Here is a 15,290-nt window from a genome sequence, read left to right as displayed (position 1 = left end):
TAGACTGGCCGCCACATTGAGCACATACCAATCTACGGAGCCAAAGGATATGAGAAAGACCAAGGTTGAAATGTTTTGGGATGCGGGCAGCACGAACACTTATTTCGCCCTCAAGCTGATCAAGCCGATCCTGGAGAAGCACAACGCTGAACTCGTTCTTCACCCGTACAACGTCGGCTACGTTTTCCGGAACAACAGCTATGAGTTGATGAAGGAACCGAAGGCAAAGTTGCGCAATCGCAAGGCCGACCTCATGCGTTGGGCCGCGAAGTACAACCTGCCCTTCCAGATCCCCCGGCAGTTCCCAATCAAGTCGAGCAGGATTCTTCGCGGTTCGGTGGCGATGCGCCAGAAGAACCTCGAACTTCCTTTTGTGGAGCGAGTGTTCGATGCGTATTGGGAAGATGGAAACCCGGACGTTGCGGAATACGACGGTCTGCGGCCCATTGTTGCGGCCATGGGCGTTGATGCCGACTGGTTCGAGGCAACTGCTGCCAGTGACGAAACCGCGGCGGAAGTTGCGCGCAGCACCGATATGGGCATCGAGCGTGGCGTGTTTGGCGTTCCTTCGATCTTCGTCGAGAAAGAAATGTTCTGGGGCAAGGATCGAATGGAATTCGTCGACGACGAGCTCGTCCGTATTGCAGCGCGCGCGACCCAGGGCGGGGAGCAAACTGCATGATCGACCTGTACTTCTGGAGCACGCCCAACGGCTACAAAGTCTCGATCCTGCTCGAGGAACTCGGTACTCCCTACAACGTCATTCCGATACACATCGGCAAGGGTGATCAGTTCAAACCCGACTTCCTGAAGATTAGTCCGAATAACAAGATTCCCGCCATCGTGGATCCGGACGGCCCCAATGGAGAACCCATTGCCATGTTCGAGTCGGGCGCCATCATGCTCTACCTCGCGGAGAAGTCCGGTTGGAAATTTCTGCCGCAGAACATGCGCCAAAGGTACGACGTGATTCAATGGCTGATGTTCCAGATGGGCGGCGTGGGGCCCATGCTGGGCCAAGCCCATCACTTCCGAAAATACGCACCGGAAACGATCGAGTATGCAATCGATCGCTACACGAAAGAGGCTCGGCGCCTCTACACCGTCATCGACCGCCGTCTTTCCGAATCGGAATATCTCGCTGGTGAGTACTCCATTGCCGACATGGCCACCTATCCTTGGCTGCGCGCGCACAAGTGGCAAGGTCAGGACATCGCGGAATTTCCGAACCTCCAGCGTTGGTACTCGGCTTTGCGTGAGCGCCCGGCAGTTCAGCGTGGCATTGCCGTCCTCGAGGAGAAGGTAGACAAGTCCGGAGCCAAGCCCACTGGCGAGCGCTGGAACAACCTGTTCGGCGCTCAGCAGTTCACAGGCCGATAAGGAGAATCGATGTCACAACCGATGCTGACCGGGTACCGCGTACTCGACATCACCCAGATTGTCGCGGGCCCCACCTGTAGCCGTATTCTTGCCGAGATGGGTGCCGAAGTCGTGAAACTCGAACTTGCACCTTTCGGGGACCGCACGCGCGGCGGCGGCCTTCGCGCCACCAGTCCCGAGCACAAGGGATGCTCACAAAGCACATACTTCGTGCAGCACAACCACTCGAAGAAGAGCCTGGCGCTGGACTTCAAGAGCGAAAAGGGTCGCGCGCTCATTCGCTCGATGATTCCGAAGTTCGATGTCTTGGTGGAGAACTTCTCTCCTGGGGTGATGGCCAGAGCTGGGTTAGGTTACGACGAGCTCGAGAAGCTCAACCCTCGCCTGGTCATGTGCTCCATCTCCCTTGCAGGGCAAACGGGTGCACTTGCGCATTCGCCCGGCTATGACTACGTGGCACAGGCCTATGCCGGCATTACCGACCTGATCGGCGAGCCGGACGGTGAGCCGGCTCTGATCACCATGGCGATCGGCGACGCGTCCACGGGCGTGGCTGCTGCCATGTCGATCGGCTTTGCCTTGCTGCATCGCGAACGGACCGGGGAAGGCCAATACATCGAGACGTCGCTGCTCGACACCTACTTCAACATGCATGAAGTTGCCGTCCCTCGAGTCTCCCTTCGCAAGAACTACAACCCGAAGCGAACGGGCTCGCAGCACCCGGACGGAGGTCCGACAGGCATATTCAAGTGCGGCGATGGCACCTGCCTGACTTTGGCGATACTGCCCCACCAGTGGGAAGCCTTCGTCGATGCGCTGGAGATGCCTGAACTTCGCTTGGATGAACGGTTTGCGGCCGCGGCGCTTCGACGAGACAACAATCTGGCACTGAAGGACATTCTTGAAGGCTGGCTCGCCCGTTTCCCAACTCGCAAGGAAGCTATCAAAGCCTTGGAGCGGCATCGAATTCCTTGTGCCCCAGTTCTCACATTGCGCGAGGCGATGCAGCATCCGCACCTCCGGGAGCGAGGTGTCGTGCGACGTGTCAATGATCCGTATCTCGGGGGGTTCGACATCCCTGGACCGCCAGCGCGATTCTCCGGCTGGCAAGTGCAGAAGGAACTGCATGCCGACCTCCTCGGGGGAAGCAACGAAGAAGTCCTCCGCGACATCGCCGGACTGACCCCGGAGGAGATTGCCGAACTCTACCGTGAGCGAGTGCTGGTGCGTGATCCGCTCCTTGAGCGCTCAGAGGCAACGTCCCAAGATTCCGTCGCCGTCGTCTGAGACAAATCATGGTCGACGATTCATATGACCTCGTGGTCGTAGGGGGAGGCTCGGGCGGCGTCCGCGCGGGACGTCTTGCAGCTTCCCTTGGGGCGCGAGTTGCTCTGGTGGAAGAACACCGCATCGGCGGGACTTGCGTGATTCGAGGCTGCGTTCCAAAGAAGCTCGTCGTTCTGGCAAGCCGGTTCGCAAGCGACTTCGAGGATGCAAAGGGATTCGGGTGGAACGTCTCTCCAGCGACGTTTCATTGGGGCCGCCTTGTAGACGCCGTCGACGGCGAGGTCGGGCGACTCGAAGGCCTATATCGGCAGGGTCTCAGGAACGCCGGCGCAGCGATCCTTGATGACCGAGGCGTATTGGAGGGTCCAGGCGTTGTGCGTCTGCAGCACTCCGGCGCGCTGCTGAGATGCAAACACGTGCTGCTGGCCACAGGATCGACGCCTGCGTCGTTGGACATCCCAGGCGGCGAATTCTGTGTCACGTCCGACCACATTTTCAGCCTGGCGAAGCAGCCCAAGCGGATGGTAGTACTTGGCGGTGGGTATATCGCTGTAGAGATCGCCTCCGCGCTGAACTCTCTGGGCACCCAGATCACCATCCTGCACAGATCGCCTGACCTGTTGCGCGGCTTTGACGAAATGCTCCAGGAAGGCCTCACTTCCGCGCTGAGCGAGGCAGGTATCCGTATGCACCCCGGCACGGTGGCCACACGCATTGAACGGACGTCGGATGGCCTCGTCGTCCACGATTCAACATGCGCCAGCCACCGCGTGGACTGCGTACTGAACGCGACCGGCCGAAAACCACAGAGCCGTGATCTTGGTCTGGACAGCGCTGGCGTGGAAGTCGATGAGCGTGGCGCCATCAAGGTAGACGATCGGCAGCAAACGACGGCAACGGGAGTATTTGCCGTCGGCGATGTCACCAACCAGTTGAACCTGACGCCAGTCGCCATTCGACAAGGTCAGGAAGTGGCTCAAGCGCTCTTTGGAAACGACAGACGAGTGCCCATTCGTTTTGATGTCGCGCCCACCGCGGTGTTCTCAACGCCGGAACTTGGAACCGCTGGCTTGACTGAATCCGTGGCGCGGCAACGTCATGCGAACTTGAGGGTGTTCAAGACCCAGTTCCGACCGATGCGCGCCACTCTGGCCAAAAGCAATGAGCGCGTGGCGATGAAGGTACTTGTCTGCGGCGACACCGACAAGGTCGTCGGAGTTCATCTGCTCGGGCGCGAGGCGGCCGAAATGATCCAGCTCATTGCGATTGCTCTGCAACTGGGCGCAACAAAGCATGACCTGGATCAAACGCTGGCCGTTCATCCCACGGCCGCCGAGGAACTCGTCACTCTAAGAACTGCTTCTTAGAGCCCCCCTTCCCAACTACTCAACGAGACAAACATGAAATCCATCGCCGTCCTCCTCCTTGCGCTGGGAACCTGCGCGAGCGCCTTGGCAGACAATTTTCCCCAAAGACCGGTCACCTTGATCGTGCCTTTTGCCGCCGGTGGCCCCACCGACGTAGTTGCCCGCCACGTGGCGCAAGCCATGGGCAAATCGCTGGGACAATCCGTGATCGTTGAGAACCGAGCAAGCACTGGGGGCATTGTCGGCACTGAGGTGGTGGCGCGGGCTGACCCCAATGGGTACACGCTCCTGATCCACAACATCGGAATGTCGACGTTGCCGGCGTTGTCCAGGACGTTGCGGTTCAACCCGTTGAAGGACTTTGACTATATCGGCCAAGTCGCTGATGTGCCTATGACACTGGTCGGCAGGCGTGACCTCTCGCCTTCCAACTTTGTCGAACTCCGACGTTACCTCACGCAAAACGCGCGAAAGATCAATCTTGCAAACGCCGGGGTCGGAACGGCATCGCATCTGTGTGGGCTGATGTTGATGAGTCAGCTCAAGATCCCGATGACCACCATCCCCTATAAAGGCGCGGCTCCGGCCATGACTGACTTGCAAGGCGGGCAAGTGGACCTTCTGTGCGATCAGGTGACGACGACCTTGGGCCCCATTGCAACCTCCCGCGTCAAGGCTTACGCCGTCACGACCCGGAGCCGATTGGCCGCACTGCCGGATCTCCCTACGCTCAGCGAGCAAGGCGTGGCTGACTTTGAGGTCACAGTCTGGCACGGCATCTATGCGCCGAAGAATCTGCCCAAAGACGTCTCGAGTCGCTTGGTCAGAGCACTTCAGGACGCGGTCGGCGACCCGGCGTTCAGGGAAAGCATGCAGAAACTCGGCGCCATTCCGGCGAGAAAAGAGAACGTCACGCCTGAGGGTTTGGCGAACAAGCTCCGCTCTGAAGTCGATCGCTGGACCCCCGTGATCCAGGCTGCTGAAGCGTATATCGACTGATCCATCTCTTCGAGGACCATCCCTAGAGGTAACGCTGGCTCCAGGCTGCTATCAGATTGGCAACATATACCGCATCGTCTTTTCGACTCAGCAGGTGATCGGCGTTGTCGAGCGAGATGAAGCTCTTCGGATGCTTGGCCGCCAAATAGATGCTCGTGGCGTTCGAAATGTCCACCGTCATGTCGGATGGCGCATGCATCACCAGGAGGGCCTTGCGGAGTGCGCCGACCTTTTCTTCCAGGCTGTGCCCCGCAACGTCGACCAGAAAGTCGCGTCGGATGCGGAAGGGCCGTCCCGCCAATTGGACCTCTGCCTCGCCCTGGGATTGGATCGCATCGAGGCTTTCCCGAAACAGCCCCGTCACGTGGGAAGGGTCGCTGGGAGCGCACAAAGTCACCACGGCCCGTGCCTCAGGAACCTGCGAAGCGGAAGCCAACACAGCGGCGCCTCCGAGGCTGTGTCCTATCAGCATGCGCGGGGCTTCGTATTGCTGCCGCAGGTGGTCGGCCGCTGCGACCAGGTCGGCAATGTTGGAGGAGAAATTGGTGTTCGCAAACTCCCCCTCACTGGCGCCGAGGCCCGTGAAGTCAAAGCGCAGCACGCCGATGCCATGCTCCGTCAATGTCTGGGCAATGCGACTCGCAGCGAAGATGTCCTTGCCGCAGGTAAAGCAATGCGCGAAGAGCGCGTAAGCGCGGACCGGTCCATCGGGGACATCGATCCGCGCTGCCAGGCGTTGACCTTCGGCACCAGGAAAATCTTCTCGCTGCACTTTCATGGGTATCGCTCGAAGTTGATCTGCGCGATGTTGCGCGCGCGGCAGGCGATGCGTCAAGCGTCGTTCAACGCTGCCGCGCGGGCGCCGTTTCCTTGAGTGCCAGGATCACGACCACGCCGATCGTGTGGGCCCAGAGCGGCATGATCACGGCGTGCTGAATGCCGAAGTTCTTGGCGATGTACCCGGCCAACGCGGGAGCAAGTCCGCCACCGAAGATCTCGCCGATGCCGATCACCATTCCTGAACCGGTGGCCATGAGCTTCGCGGGAACTGCTTCGGGAGTGATGGGGCCGACGGTCAGCGTCAAGAGGCTGTAGAGGCAGCCCATCGCCGTCAACAGGCAGAAAAACAAGGTTGTCGTTTCCGGTCCGGTGCGCAGGAAGATCCAGAACGCTGCGAAGGCGCCCACGGCCGATAGCACCATGACGGGCTTTCTGCCGATGCGGTCCGACAACGCCGGCAAAGTCAGCGCGCCGATCGCGCCTCCAAAGCCGAGCGAGGACAAGACGAACCCCATCTGGTCCATGCCGAGATGAAGATAGTCGACGAGGTAACTGGGAAAGAGCGCGGCCACGACGACGATGCACGTCAGCCAGAACAACTGGCAGAGAACCGCCAGGGGAACGTTGCGGTACCTGAAGACCTCATGCCAGCGGTACTGCCCCGCGTCGTGGGACATGCTGTGCGCGGCGATCTGGCGTGGTGACGGCTGGCGCAGCACCTTCTGCGACAGCAGTGCGACGATCAGTCCCGGAACCGCGACCAGGAGAAAGATCCAGGGCCAGTCCATCACCTTCAGAAGCTGCGTGACGGCGATGGGCGCGAGGCCAAGGCCGAAGAGCGCAGGCATTGTCTGTTGAATGCCGACGTTGAGTCCATGCCGATGCGGCGGCGAGGCATCCATGGTCGCGATGATGCTGGCCGGCGTGAAGGCGCCTTCCGCGCCGGCGCCGATGCTGAGCTACCTCGCCGCGATCGCGATTGAACTGGGCGGCGGCGTCCTGTTGCTGGTGGGCTACCGCACGCGACTTGTCGCGGCCGGCCTCGCTGTGTTTTCTGTTGTCTCTGCGCTGATCTTCCATCACGCGCTCGGCGATCAGAACCAGCTGTTCCATTTCCTCAAGAATCTGGCGATAGCAGGCGGCTTGCTCCAGGTCGTGGCATACGGAGCAGGTGCGTACAGCTTCGATCACAAGACTCCCAAAGCCGCTCGCGCTTTCGTCACTCAGTAAACGGTCTCGTCACGGCGGGCAGGCTTGTAGTCCCGTTCATGGCGATAGGCATCGCCTACGGCCTTTTGCTGCTCGTCCAGCAGCAAACAGGAGAGTTACCAATGAGCACAGTCATTCGTTTTCACGCGTACGGCGGACCCGAGGTCCTCCATGTGGAGAGTCAGTCGATCGGCAAGCCAGGCCCAGGCCAAGTGCATCTGCAGCACGATGCCATCGGCATCAACTTCATCGATACGATCTTTCGCCAGGGGATCTATCCGGTTGCATTGCCTTCGGTTCCGGGCGTCGAAGGAGCCGGTGTCGTCAGGGCGGTCGGCCCTGGCGTCGAGAAGTTTGCAGTGGGCGACCGTGTGGCCTATTTCCTGGCGCCGGGCAGTTATGCGGCCGAGCGGTTGATCGACGCCGATGCGCTCGTGAGACTGCCCGATGACGTCTCGACCGAACAGGCCGCCGCGGTGCTGACCAAGGGCCTGACCGCCTGGGCCGCCTTGAACGGATTCCATCGGCTTCAGGCCGGCGAGACGATTCTGGTGCAAGGTGCGTCCAGCAGCGTCGGCGTGTTGCTCGCGCGATGGGCAAAAGCCCGAGGCGCCATGGTCATCGGCACCGCAGGCTCGGACAAGCGCGATGCGCTGCGGGCCGACGTGGACCACGCACTGGTCTCGAGCGACAAAGACCTTTCGGCGCAGATTCGCAGGATCGCGCCGCAGGGCGTCGACGTCGTCTACGAGTTCGTCGGCAAGGCGACCTTCGCGGCATCGACAGAGGCCGTTCGCGCAGCGGGCACGATCGTCAACATCGGTGCGGCTTCAGGCTCGCCCGACATCGATGCGACGTCGCTCGCAGCCCGGGGCGTGAAGTTGATCGGCGGCCCCATGGCGCAGCACCTGAAGGGCGACGCGCTGACCGAGGCGACGACCGCGGTGTTCGACGCGCTTCGAGCCGGTACTTTCGGGCAGATCGGCATCACGCGGTACCCGCTGTCCGCGGCAGCGCGGGCGCACGAAGACATTGCCGCTCGTCGTCGCTCGGGCTCGGCCATTCTGGTGCCTTGGCTCAGCGCGGCGGGCAGCTACGTCTGATCGTGATCGCGCCTCGGATTCAATAGCCCAATAGCCCGTCCCAGACGCCCATCTGTGCCAGCTTCGGGATGGGCCCCGCGACAACATCGCCACTGTCCCCGCCGCCTATCAATGCGGAGGTGCTCATGTCAGCGGTCAAGCGAGGCCACGCAAGACCCGATGCGAAACGCACGTCGGACGCATCCCTGGCAAACGAGGCGATGGCGCTGCCGAGGTTGTTCGATAGCTGCGCCTCGGCCGTGCCGGCGCCGACCTTGTCCTTGTAGTAGTCCAGACCAAAGGTCCCGAATACCAGAGGCAAGTCGGCACAGTGCGGTACGCCGCGTCCCGGCGCTTTCACTGCGTGCATGTAGGTGCCGTAGCGAACGTTGACCCCGGTGCCGGCCAGTTGCTTCGCATACCTCGTTCCGTAGTTGCGCAGCAGGCGGTCGCCAAAGATGTCGAGCCACAAGTCCCCCGGATCCGTCGAACGCCCCTCGCGCTGTGCGGCTTGTGTGTAGGCGTCGATGACCGCTGCTGCGCTTGTCGCCGAACCTCCTACCTGGGGAATGATGGCGGCCGTGAGTGCCGCGCTGCTGGTGGGCAGCGGCGGGGTCAGGCGTGCATGGGTCGCGGGGTCTACGAGATCCTGGAAGAAGGCCCCCTCGTCGTGGGTGTAGGTGATCATGACGGGAAGATCCGCCGGCCAGGCACTTCGGGTCCAGTCGGCGCGATAGATCTGGCCGTCCACCATGGGCGCGAGCTTGAACCCGAAGCCAGAGGTGAATCCCGCCGGCAAGGGCAATGCGTTCAGTGCGAGTTCGGCGGCGTGGAGCGCCTTGGCGTCCACATCCCGCAGTCCGCGCGGCGTTGTGCCCAACCGGCCGGCGACCAGCGCGGTATAAGCCGCGGCATCCGTGAGCGTCATGGCACTCGGTGGGGCCACTGTTGGCGGGCTCAGCAAGATGACCTTCTGGAATGTCGCACGCACCGCGGGCTTCTGCGCAAAGATGGCGGCGCTCATCGCGCCGCCCGATTGCCCCATGAGGCAGACGTTGTCGGGGTCGCCGCCGAACGCGGCGATGTTCTGCTTCACCCACTGCAGCGCTGCCGCCATGTCCTGCTGCTGCCAGTTGGCCATGCTTCCGTTGCCGGCGTCGGTCAGGTCGGGATGCGACAGCAGGCCGAGTGCACCGAGCCGGTAGTTCACCGTCACCACGACCACGCCGCGTTCGGAGAGCGATTGGCCATTCATGAGCGGCATGCTCGTGGCGCCGGTACGAAATCCGCCGCCATGCAGGAACACGATGACAGGTGCCTTGCCTTTCTGGTCAGGCGTCCAGACATTGAGCGTCAGGCAGTCCTCGCTCTGCACGGTGGGCGTGGGATAGATCCAGCTTGTGTTCGGCGGAATGGTTTGAATGCTGGCTGCGCCGAAGGCATCGGCGTTCACCACGTCGCTGCGGCCTTGATAGGGCTGCGGAGCGCGGAATCGCAGTGCGCCGACTGGTGGTTGCGCATACGGCACCCCCAGATAGCTCACGACCGAGCCGCTGGCCTGTCCTTTGAACCGACCCGAAGTCGTCTCGACAATCAGGTCCGCGGACGGGGCAGGCACGATTCCAACAGCCGGACCACCGCCACCGCCACCACCACCGCAACCAAGCAAAGGCGCTGCGGCTGCCGCGGCCGCGGTGAAAAGGAAGCCGCGGCGACTCGGTGTCGACTGCCTGGAGGCGTGGAAATCTTGACTCATGGGCGATGGCTCCTGTTGGACGCTGGGACCTTTGACAAGGCCAGCGCATGCTAGGAGTCACCCACTGCTGACGAAAGCGGCCGCGGCGCAACGCAGCTTTCTGAAAATGCGTTGAATGATTCAGGCGGGCGTTCGCCCCAGGACGAGAAATGCCTGGGCCAACATTTCGAGAAAGGTACGCCCGCCGGGCGTCAGCACACGACGGGATGGGAACAGCGCATGAATCGTGATGGTCGGCGGTGCCCATCCCGGGAGAACCACCTGCAGGCGCCCGGCCCGCAGGTCCGCATCGCACAGCACTTCGGGCAACTGCGCGACGCCGACGCCGGTCAACGCCGCATCCCGCACAAGCATCAGGTTGTCGGTGGTCAAGCGTGGTTCGACGACCACTTCGGCCGTCCCGTGTTCCGGATGCGCCAACAGCCAGCGGGACGATGGCGTGATGAACGTCCAACCAATCACCGGGCAAGCACCGAGGTCCGGCGGCACGGAAGGCGTGGGCAGCGCGTCGAACAGCGCGGGCGATGCCACGAGCAGGTAATGGCTGTCCACCAGCTTGCGGGCGACAAGGCTCGAATCGGGCAGCGTCCTGGCGCTTGGCTGAATGAGCAAATCCACAGGGTCGCTGAAAGCGGAAGTGCGCCCGTCCGTCGTCACCAGCGTCACTGAGGCGAGCGGGTACTTGCGAACGAACTCGATGGACAACGACCCTACGAGGCTTGCACCGAGTGCCATCGGGCACTGCACGCGCAGGTGGCCTGTGGGCTCGTCGAGGCTTTCGCGGGCAATCGTCACCGCGTTCTGGGCCTGCGCGCGCATCGAGATCCCGTGTTGGTAGATGCGCTGTCCCACTTCTGTAACCTGGAATTTGCGCGCGTGCGCGAGATCAAGGTCACGCCCAATTGATGTTCGAGGGCCGCGACGCGGCGGCTGAGGCGCGAGACGGGGATGTCGAAACGCCGGCTTGCGGCACTGAAGCCACCTGCGTCAACCACGGCCACCAGAGCCATCAAGTCGTCAAACACGCCGGTGAGTGTTTCCATGGTTGGAGAAGAAGGTTGGGCAGCGCGGGGATTATGTATGCCGGCCCCGCGGTAGCCGAAACCGCGGGAACGGGAAAAGGCAGCACCCGCTCAGATCACGCTGCGCGAACTCAGTGCTGCTCGATCTTCCACGGTCAGGCCCAGCGCCTCGTAGATTTCGCTGTTGTGCTCGCCCGTGGCGGGACCGGTGCGCGGGACGAAAGTCTCGAATCCGCTGAAGCGCGGCACGATGCATGGTGCGGCCACTTGGCCCAAGTCGGGATCGGGAAGCTGAATGATGGCTTGCCGCGCCCGCACATGGTCGTCGTTCACGATGTCTTCGACGGAGTACACCTTGCTGTAGGGAACCTGATGCCGGTCCAGCAAGGGGCCGAGTTCGGACAATGGGCGTGACAGGCACCACGTCGCCACCAATCCGTCGATGAAGTCCATGTGCCGTATGCGCTTCGAGTTCGAGTCAAAGCGCTCATCCGCGGCCAGCTCAGTGCGGTCCATCGCGCCGCAGAGTCGGGCGAAGGTCACATCGGATGAACCCACAAGCGTCAGCCATTGGCCGTCGCCGGTCTGGTAGATGTTGGACGGCGCGGTGTAGGTGGCGCGGCTGCCGGCGCGTCCCCTTGTCAGACCCAGGTGCTGGAGTTCGGCGGCCAGCGGGTCCAGCAACCTGAACATTGCTTCGGTCGCCGAGAGATCGATCTCGCAACCCTTCGGCTCGAGTTCGTCGTCGACACCTTTCCTTGCCGCCAGCGCAGTGCTGATGGCAAACGCACCGAACAAGCCGGCGATCACATCGCCCAGCGGGTAGTTCATGTGCTGCGGCGCCCCATCTTCGTTCCCGGTCAGGTGAGCAAAGCCGCTCATGGCTTCAAAGATCCGCGCAAAGCCGGGGCGGCTTGCGTAGGGACCGGTCTGGCCGAAGCCGGTGAGTCGCAGCACGATCAAGCGCGGGTTGTGGCGGTGCAAGGTTTCGATGTCAAGTCCCCAGCGGTCCATCGTGCCCGTGCGGAAGTTCTCCACCAGCACATCGAAGCCCGGCAGCAGCTTCAGGAAGAGCTCGCGTCCTTCAGGCTTGCGAACATCGAGGCTGATGCCTTTCTTGCCGCGGTTGGTGACTTTCCAGAACAGCGCGTGATCGTCCATCACCGGAGCCAGGGACCTCAAAGGGTCCTTTCCATCAGGCAGTTCCAACTTCACGACTTCTGCGCCCATGTCCCCGCACAAGGTGGCGGCAAACGGAGCGGCGACCACTGTCGCCATGTCGAGAATGCGAACGCCGCGCAGTGGACCTCGCATCGACGAGGTGTCTGAGTGCTCCATGGTGTCACTCCGCCTGGATGTCGTTGTCCTTGACGATCTTGCTCCAGACGGCAATTTCGTTGCGGATGTAGCTCGCGTATTCGTTCGGGCTGTTGGCGACGATCTGATAGCCCATGCCGGTCAACTGCTTGCGCATCTCCGGCGTGGAGATCGCCTTGAGCAGCGCGGCATGGATCTTGGCGATGACTTCCGGCGGCGTCTTGCCCGGCGCCATGAGACCGAAGGTCCCGCCGAAATTCAGACCGGGGTAGCCGGCCTCGGCCAGCGTCGGCACGTTCGGCAGGAGCGGCGAACGTTCGCTGGCCGCGATGGCGAGCGCCACGCCCTTGCCGGCGTTCACCTGCGTCAAAGAGGGAATCATGGCGTCGACCAGCACGGGAAGCTGTCCGCCCACGAGGTCCACGAGGGCCGGTGCGCTGCCCTTGTAGGGAATGTGATTCATCTGGATGCCGGTCTTCGCCTTGAGAAGTTCGCCACCCAGGTGCGCGATGCTGCCGATACCGGCGCTGCCGTAGTTGAGGCCCTCCGCGCGCGTCTTGCTGAGCGCCACCAGCTCCTTGATGCTTTTCGCCGGCACCGACGGATGGACGATGATCAGGCACGGGTTGTTGACGACCAGCGAGATGGGTGCAAGGTCCTTGAGCGGGTCATAGGGCAGCTTCTTGCCCAGTGCGGTGTTCAGGTAGATCGGCGCGCCGGTGGCCAGCAAGGTGTAGCCATCGGGGACGGCTTTTACGACGTAATCCGTCGCCGATATGGTGGCGCCGCCCGCCTTGTTGTCCACAACGATGGCTTGGCCGAGCAGCTCGGACATGCGCGGCGCCAGCAGGCGCATCACTGCGTCCACCCCACCACCCGGTGCATAGGGCACCACCAGCCGGATGACTCGCGTGGGGTAGGCGTCCGCGGGGCCGGATTGCGACATGACCGGGACCGCGGATGCCAGCAGCAGCGCGAGGACGCGGCCCATGTAGAAACTGCTTTTCAAGAATGTCTCCTATTGGTTCGGGGGAGGGGGCGGACGGCTATCGCCTGCCCAATGCCGTTTCGATGCTCCGCGCGAGATTGAGCAGGCGCGGCGCGATGCGCTCTTCGAGCGTGTCGGGTTCCAGGTTGAACGGAGCGACGGCGCAGTTGATCACCAGGGTCTCACCGTCGAAGTTGGAACGCACGGGTACCGCGATCGCCTGGATACCGACCGAAGCGGTGAGGACGGTGCAGTAGCCCTTGGCCCGGTATTGCGAACGGCACTCGTCGAGCCGCCCGTCGAACTCTGCCCATTGCGCAGCATCGTCCTCGCGCAGCGCATGGCTGATCAAGTCCTGCTCTTCCTCGCTTGCTGCGCAGTAGTAGGCGTAGCCCAGGGAGGTGGTCGCAATCGGGCGGGTGGCGCCGATGTCGGGCCGCCCGGTGAGTGCGGTGATGTCCATGCAGCTTTCGACGATGACCATGTTCAGCCCGCTGCGCATCGCGAGCGAGACCGCGCCCTTGGCGTAGTCGGCCAGCTGCTGCATCTGCTGGCGTGCGATCTGACGCACGCTGAGTTGGGCCAGCAGCGGATAGCCGAACGACAGCACCGAGGCAGCCAGTCGATAGCGCGCCGTGGCTTCGTTGTATTTGAGGTAGCCCTGCAGGGCGAGAGTCCTCGTCAATCTCGCGACGGTCGGGCGGGCAATGCCCGTGCGCTGGGAAAGCTCGCGGTTGCTCAGGACAGGCGATGACGCGTCGAAGGCCCGCAGGACATCGAGGCCGCGCGCCAGCGTGTAGGCGAACTGGGGGTCTTTTTCCGCTTCGGTGGCGGCGGGCTCGGATGTCGCGATGTTCATGTCGGTCCTTTCAATTGTGCGCGCGTTTGACGTATTATCGACCAAACAGACGAATTATTATGTTCTTTGTCAGATAGTCAGACAGAAAAGGTCAAGAGTTTTCATGAATCAGTCCATCCGCCTTCAAACTCGCCTGAGCCGCAAGCTCGGCCTGGCCCATCCGATATTCGGCTTCACACACAGCGCCGCAGTCGTCGCGGCGATCTGCCGGGCAGGCGGGTTCGGCGTGTTGGGCGCAACCCGGCACACGCCCGAAGAGATCGACCACGAACTTGCCTGGATTCGCCAACAGATCGGGACCCGACCCTTCGGTGTGAACCTGGTGCTCCCCGACGGCATGCCCGAAGTGAACGACCGTTCAGCGATCGAGGCGCAATTGCCGGCCAGCCACCGTGACTTCGTCCAGGGCATCCGCGAGAAATACGCGGTTCCTGCCGCCAGCAAGCCTGGAGAGCGCTCGCGCTTCGTCCGGTCCAACGAAGTGGCGGGCCAGCAGCTCGAGGCCGTGCTGCGCTCCGACGTCAACCTGCTGGCCTGCGGCATCGGCTCCCCCGTGGAGGTGATCGAGCGCGCCAAGGCCGCCGGAAAGCTGGTGCTTGCGCTGGTCGGCTCGCCCAAGCATGCCAAGCGGGCCCTGGCCAAGCCCATCGACATCCTCGTGGCGCAGGGTTACGACGCCGGCGCCCACACGGGCACCATCGGAACCTTTTCGCTGGTTCCGCAGATCGTCGATCTGGCAGGGGACATTCCGGTCCTGGCCGCGGGCGGTGTCGCCACGGGAAGGCACATCAATGCGGCCCTGGCAATGGGGGCCGAAGGTGTGTGGATGGGAACGGCCTGGCTCACCACCGAGGAGCATGTGATGCCTGACGCATTGCGCCAGAAGCTGCTGATGGCCGGCAGCGACGACACCGTGATCTCGCGCGCCGACAGCGGCAAGACATTGCGGCAAATACGCAGCGCCTGGTCGGAGGAGTGGGCATCGACCGGCGCACCGCAGCCGTTGAAGATGCCCTACCAGGACATCCTGGTCGGCGACTTGCTGGGTGCGATCGACGAGCATGGTGTCGAGCCCTTGATGCACAGCCCTGCCGGACAGAGCATCGCCTACTTCAACCAAGTCCGGAGAGTGGCCGAAGTCATGGCCGGCCTGGTGAGCGAATCGGAGGACGCCATCGCGCGCTCACCACTATTCGCCGAACCGTGCGTCCGGCCTACTGCGGGATCTTGATTGAACAGAGGGC

General features: G+C 62.5%; 16 protein-coding genes. 8 read left to right on the top strand and 8 right to left on the bottom strand.

Features of this window, described 5'->3' with window-relative positions:
- The first annotated feature begins 49 nt into the window (after positions 1 to 49).
- Genes AC1DN9_RS17405 through AC1DN9_RS17385 form a run of 5 tightly spaced genes read left to right on the top strand, consistent with a single transcriptional unit; the run spans position 50 to position 5,033 of the window.
- Complete coding sequence (locus AC1DN9_RS17405) at positions 50 to 682, top strand: DsbA family protein (RefSeq protein ID WP_478102323.1); 633 nt, start codon at positions 50 to 52, stop codon at positions 680 to 682.
- Positions 679 to 1,380: a glutathione S-transferase N-terminal domain-containing protein gene (locus AC1DN9_RS17400; RefSeq protein ID WP_478102322.1), complete on the top strand. Its 702-nt coding sequence runs from the start codon at positions 679 to 681 to the stop codon at positions 1,378 to 1,380. Before AC1DN9_RS17405 ends, AC1DN9_RS17400 begins: the two co-directional genes overlap by 4 nt.
- 9 nt (positions 1,381 to 1,389) lie before the next feature.
- The gene (locus tag AC1DN9_RS17395) at positions 1,390 to 2,667 is read left to right on the top strand and encodes a CaiB/BaiF CoA transferase family protein (RefSeq protein ID WP_478102320.1); all 1,278 of its coding nucleotides are present in this window, start codon (positions 1,390 to 1,392) and stop codon (positions 2,665 to 2,667) included.
- Positions 2,668 to 2,675: 8 nt separating this feature from the next.
- A complete protein-coding gene (gorA, locus tag AC1DN9_RS17390) occupies positions 2,676 to 4,034 on the top strand; it encodes a glutathione-disulfide reductase (RefSeq protein WP_478102319.1) in 1,359 nt (452 codons plus the stop codon).
- Positions 4,035 to 4,067: 33 nt separating this feature from the next.
- Positions 4,068 to 5,033, top strand: coding sequence for a tripartite tricarboxylate transporter substrate-binding protein (locus tag AC1DN9_RS17385; protein ID WP_478102318.1), 966 nt, complete (start codon positions 4,068 to 4,070; stop codon positions 5,031 to 5,033).
- A 22-nt stretch (positions 5,034 to 5,055) separates the two neighbouring features.
- Here AC1DN9_RS17385 and AC1DN9_RS17380 read toward each other — a convergent pair whose 3' ends face one another.
- Both AC1DN9_RS17380 and AC1DN9_RS17375 read right to left on the bottom strand, forming a co-directional pair.
- On the bottom strand, positions 5,056 to 5,811 hold the full coding sequence (locus AC1DN9_RS17380; RefSeq protein WP_478102316.1) for an alpha/beta hydrolase family protein: 756 nt from the start codon (positions 5,809 to 5,811) through the stop codon (positions 5,056 to 5,058).
- 64 nt (positions 5,812 to 5,875) lie between these two features.
- On the bottom strand, positions 5,876 to 6,715 hold the full coding sequence (locus tag AC1DN9_RS17375; RefSeq protein WP_478102315.1) for an MFS transporter: 840 nt from the start codon (positions 6,713 to 6,715) through the stop codon (positions 5,876 to 5,878).
- Here AC1DN9_RS17375 and AC1DN9_RS17370 point away from each other — a divergent pair.
- Both AC1DN9_RS17370 and AC1DN9_RS17365 read left to right on the top strand, forming a co-directional pair.
- The gene (locus AC1DN9_RS17370) at positions 6,714 to 7,043 is read left to right on the top strand and encodes a DoxX family protein (protein WP_478102314.1); all 330 of its coding nucleotides are present in this window, start codon (positions 6,714 to 6,716) and stop codon (positions 7,041 to 7,043) included. The two genes, AC1DN9_RS17375 and AC1DN9_RS17370, sit on opposite strands and share 2 nt — an antisense overlap.
- A 101-nt stretch (positions 7,044 to 7,144) precedes the next feature.
- Positions 7,145 to 8,125, top strand: coding sequence for a quinone oxidoreductase family protein (locus AC1DN9_RS17365; RefSeq protein WP_478102312.1), 981 nt, complete (start codon positions 7,145 to 7,147; stop codon positions 8,123 to 8,125).
- 19 nt (positions 8,126 to 8,144) lie between these two features.
- On the opposite strand, the gene AC1DN9_RS17360 is transcribed toward AC1DN9_RS17365, so the two are convergent.
- The 6 genes from AC1DN9_RS17360 to AC1DN9_RS17335 all read right to left on the bottom strand — a co-directional run bounded on the left by AC1DN9_RS17360 (position 8,145) and on the right by AC1DN9_RS17335 (position 14,046).
- On the bottom strand, positions 8,145 to 9,860 hold the full coding sequence (locus AC1DN9_RS17360; RefSeq protein ID WP_478102311.1) for a carboxylesterase/lipase family protein: 1,716 nt from the start codon (positions 9,858 to 9,860) through the stop codon (positions 8,145 to 8,147).
- Between the two features lie 120 nt (positions 9,861 to 9,980).
- Positions 9,981 to 10,712 (bottom strand): substrate binding domain-containing protein, encoded by a 732-nt coding sequence (locus AC1DN9_RS17355; RefSeq protein ID WP_478102309.1) that lies wholly within the window; start codon positions 10,710 to 10,712, stop codon positions 9,981 to 9,983.
- Positions 10,652 to 10,870, bottom strand: a complete 219-nt coding sequence (locus tag AC1DN9_RS17350; RefSeq protein WP_478102379.1) for a LysR family transcriptional regulator — start codon at positions 10,868 to 10,870, stop codon at positions 10,652 to 10,654. The genes AC1DN9_RS17355 and AC1DN9_RS17350 overlap by 61 nt, the downstream gene beginning before the upstream one ends.
- Positions 10,871 to 10,993: 123 nt before the next feature.
- On the bottom strand, positions 10,994 to 12,220 hold the full coding sequence (locus tag AC1DN9_RS17345) for a CaiB/BaiF CoA transferase family protein (protein WP_478102307.1): 1,227 nt from the start codon (positions 12,218 to 12,220) through the stop codon (positions 10,994 to 10,996).
- Between the two features lie 4 nt (positions 12,221 to 12,224).
- Positions 12,225 to 13,208, bottom strand: coding sequence for a Bug family tripartite tricarboxylate transporter substrate binding protein (locus AC1DN9_RS17340; RefSeq protein ID WP_478102305.1), 984 nt, complete (start codon positions 13,206 to 13,208; stop codon positions 12,225 to 12,227).
- 37 nt (positions 13,209 to 13,245) lie between these two features.
- Positions 13,246 to 14,046, bottom strand: a complete 801-nt coding sequence (locus AC1DN9_RS17335; protein WP_478102304.1) for an IclR family transcriptional regulator — start codon at positions 14,044 to 14,046, stop codon at positions 13,246 to 13,248.
- Positions 14,047 to 14,149: 103 nt separating this feature from the next.
- Here AC1DN9_RS17335 and AC1DN9_RS17330 point away from each other — a divergent pair, with 103 nt between their 5' ends.
- On the top strand, positions 14,150 to 15,277 hold the full coding sequence (locus AC1DN9_RS17330) for an NAD(P)H-dependent flavin oxidoreductase (RefSeq protein WP_478102302.1): 1,128 nt from the start codon (positions 14,150 to 14,152) through the stop codon (positions 15,275 to 15,277).
- Positions 15,278 to 15,290 lie beyond the last annotated feature (13 nt).

The sequence above is a fragment of the Variovorax sp. 05L425 genome (assembly GCF_056397705.1).
This window is presented reverse-complemented; position numbering and strand designations above follow the sequence as displayed.